We start from the raw sequence: 3,571 nt of genomic DNA on the forward strand, positions 1-3,571 counted from the left end.
GACAGCACTTTAAAAATATCATACTATATATTTTTAAATTTCAATAGTATCAATTTTTAGTCCTAATTCATTTAACTGTTTATCATCAACAGTACCTGGAGCTTCAGTCATAGGACAAGATGCATCTTTTACTTTTGGGAAAGCTATTACGTCTCTGATACTATCAGATTGTGTCATTAACATTATAATTCTATCTAATCCAAAAGCTAATCCACCATGTGGTGGTACACCGTATTTGAATGCATTCAATAAGAAACCAAATCTGTCATAAGCATCCTCTTTACTGAATCCAAGTGCCGCAAACATTTTCTCTTGGATATCTCTTTGGTGAATTCTTATACTACCTCCACCAAGTTCACATCCGTTAAGAACCATATCGTATGCAATTGCTCTAACTCTACCAGGATCAGATTCTAGATACTGTAAATCTTCTTCCATAGGCATTGTAAATGGATGGTGCATAGCAGTATATCTCTTATGTTCTTTGTTCCATTCAAGTAATGGGAACTCAGTAACCCAAGCAAATTTGAATACTGAGTCATCAAGAAGCTCAAGTCTTCTACCAATTTCAAGTCTCAAGTTTCCAAGTGTACTATATACTACATCATTAGAATCAGCACAGAAAAGTAATAAGTCTCCTGGTTTACCATTCATAGCTTTTACCATGTTTTCTACTTCTTCATCTGTTAAGAATTTTGTTATGGCTGATTTGTAAGTTCCATCTTCATTTATAACAATCCATGCCATTCCTTTTGCACCGTATGTCTTAGCTAATTCACCTAATGCATCAATTTGTCTTCTTGGAAGATTACCTAATCCTTCTGCGTTAATACCTCTAACACTTCCACCGCTTGCAACAGTACCAGAGAATACTTTGAATCCACAATCCTTCACTATATCAGATAAATCAACTAGTTCAATACCGAATCTAAGGTCTGGTTTGTCAGAACCAAATCTATCCATAGCTTCTTTATAAGTCAATCTTTGCATTGGAATTTCAATATCAATATCCAATACTTCCTTAAATAACTTCTGCATAAGTCTCTCATTTACATCAATTACTTTTTCTTGGTCAACAAATGATAATTCCATATCTATTTGTGTAAATTCTGGCTGTCTATCTGCTCTAAGGTCTTCATCCCTAAAACATTTAGCTATTTGGAAATATCTATCATATCCTGATAACATCAATAATTGTTTGAAAATCTGTGGTGATTGAGGCAATGCATAAAAGTTTCCTTGATGAACTCTACTTGGTACTAGATAATCTCTAGCCCCTTCAGGAGTACTTTTAGTAAGCATTGGTGTTTCTATTTCAAGAAACTCTTCGTTACTTAAAAATTCTCTTGTAATCATAGCAACTTTATGTCTCATAATAAGATTTCTTTGTAAATCAGGTCTTCTAAGGTCTAAGTAACGATATTTTAATCTTAAGTCCTCTTTTACATTACTGTTTTCTTCAATTTGGAAAGGTGGTGTCTCTGCTTCTGATAATATTCTAAGTGAATGAGCCCTAACTTCAATCTCACCAGTTTTTAGGTTAGGATTAATTGTTTCATCGGATCTACTTTCTATAATACCTTCAACAGCAATTACAAATTCACTTCTAAGCTTTTCAGCTTTTGCAAATCCTTCATCACCTATACTACTTGCATCAAAAACTATTTGAAGTAATCCTGTTCTATCTCTAAGGTCGATGAAAATAACACCGCCCAAGTCTCTTCTTTTTTGAACCCATCCCATTACAGTTACTTTATCATCAATATTTTTAGCACTTACCTCTGTACATTTATTCGTTCGTTTCAATCCTTGCATTGATTCACTCATTTTGTTACCTCCTAGTCTAATAAAATTTCATTTAATATATTTTTTTAATATGCCTAAACATATGGATTGTCAGTCATTGTTCCTGTTATTTGTTCTCTTTCATGTATTTAGCTATTTCTTCAATATTTAGGTCTATTTGTTCTCTTGTTTCCATATTCTTAATTCTTACTGAATTTTCTTCTAATTCATTATCACCAATTATAGCTGAATATCTGGCTCCAATTTTATTAGCATATTTCATTTGTGCTTTTACACTTCTAGACATTAAGTCAGTCTCTACAGATATATTGTTATTTCTTAATTCATTAACAAGTGCAAAAGTTGTTTTCTTAGCATTTTCTCCTACATATCCTAAATATATATCCCGAGTAGGTTTATCTTCGTTAGAACCATTAATAGCTTCCATAGTCATAATCAGTCTTTCTATACCAGCGCCAAATCCAACTGCTGGAGTAGGTGAACCACCACATTCTTCAATTAATTTATCGTATCTTCCACCACCACATACAGTTCCTTGTGCACCAATATCTTTAGATATGAACTCGAATACTGTTCTAGTATAATAATCCAATCCTCTAACAATCCAAGGGTCAACTACGTATTGAATTTCCATAGCATCCAATAGTCTGAGTAGTTCTTCGAAATGTTCCTTACATTCAGTATCTAATTCATCTTTTGCAAGAGGTGCATCTTTTAATACTGCTTGACATTTTTCATTTTTGCAATCTAGAATTCTTAATGGATTCTTTTCATACCTTTCCATACAAGTAGGACATAATGAATCTATATTTTTGCTTAGGAATTCTTTTAATGTATTATTATATTTTTTTCTACATTCAGGACCACCTAAACTGTTGATATGAAGTTCTACATTGGTAATACCTAGATTCTTTAACATATTAGCTGCAAGAGCAATAACTTCTGCATCAGCTGATGGCTTATCAGAGCCAAAAAGTTCTACTCCAAACTGGTGGAACTGACGATATCTACCTGCTTGGGGTCTTTCATATCTAAAAGCAGGTGTTATATAAAATAATTTTGTAGGTTGTGCATCAGCATACATTTTTCTTTCTAGATAAGCTCTAACTACACCAGCTGTTCCTTCAGGTTTTAGGGTAATATTTCTATCACCTTTATCAGTAAAACTATACATCTCTTTTTGAACAATATCCGTGGTTTCTCCCACGCCTCTTTGGAAAAGTTCTGTATGTTCAAAAATAGGAGTCCTGATTTCATTAAAACCAAAATTAGTGCATATTTCATTAACTGTGTCTTCAAGCTTTTTCCAAGTATTCATATAACTGCCGTATATATCTTTCGTTCCTCTTGGTGCATTTGTCAACATATTTATTCACTCCTATTCGTTTATTAATAATCCATATAATTAAAAAATCTCGTCACTGACTTAATAGTCAGGGACGAGATGTATATAATCATATTCATTCCGCGGTACCACCCTAATAGAAGCACATGCTTCCACTCTTAATCTGTTAACGGTGATGAACCGAACTCGCTTAGTAGTTGTTAGCGTTCAACGAATCACTCTGAGGTGTCCTTCAATCATGGTCTATAAGAAGCTTTCCAGCTAATGGCTTCTCTCTCTGCATAGGTGGACATAATTTACTTATCCTCTTCAACGTTTTATTGATATCTTCTTAGTAAAATAGTTTCTTACAGTTTATTCGTTTATTGATGATTTGTCAAGTACTTTTTAATATTTTCCCACGGCAATCGCATGAAAATC

The 3,571-nt window shown here is 33.3% G+C and carries 2 protein-coding genes and 1 other annotated feature; both genes read right to left on the reverse strand.

The features are described from left to right. Window positions 1-33: 33 nt before the first annotated feature. Window positions 34-1,827 carry an aspartate--tRNA ligase gene (gene aspS, locus AACQ14_RS13690; RefSeq protein ID WP_339364137.1) on the reverse strand — a complete coding sequence of 598 codons (1,794 nt, stop codon included), beginning with the start codon at window positions 1,825-1,827 and terminating at the stop codon, window positions 34-36. Window positions 1,828-1,912: 85 nt separating this feature from the next. Then, the gene (gene hisS / locus AACQ14_RS13695; protein ID WP_339364138.1) at window positions 1,913-3,172 is read right to left on the reverse strand and encodes a histidine--tRNA ligase; all 1,260 of its coding nucleotides are present in this window, start codon (window positions 3,170-3,172) and stop codon (window positions 1,913-1,915) included. 66 nt (window positions 3,173-3,238) lie between these two features. Next, window positions 3,239-3,473 (reverse strand) — a binding site (T-box leader). Between the last annotated feature and the right edge of the window lie 98 nt (window positions 3,474-3,571).

The sequence above is a fragment of the Vallitalea maricola genome (genome assembly GCF_036985595.1).
Classification (GTDB): Bacteria; Bacillota; Clostridia; order Lachnospirales; family Vallitaleaceae; genus Vallitalea; species Vallitalea maricola.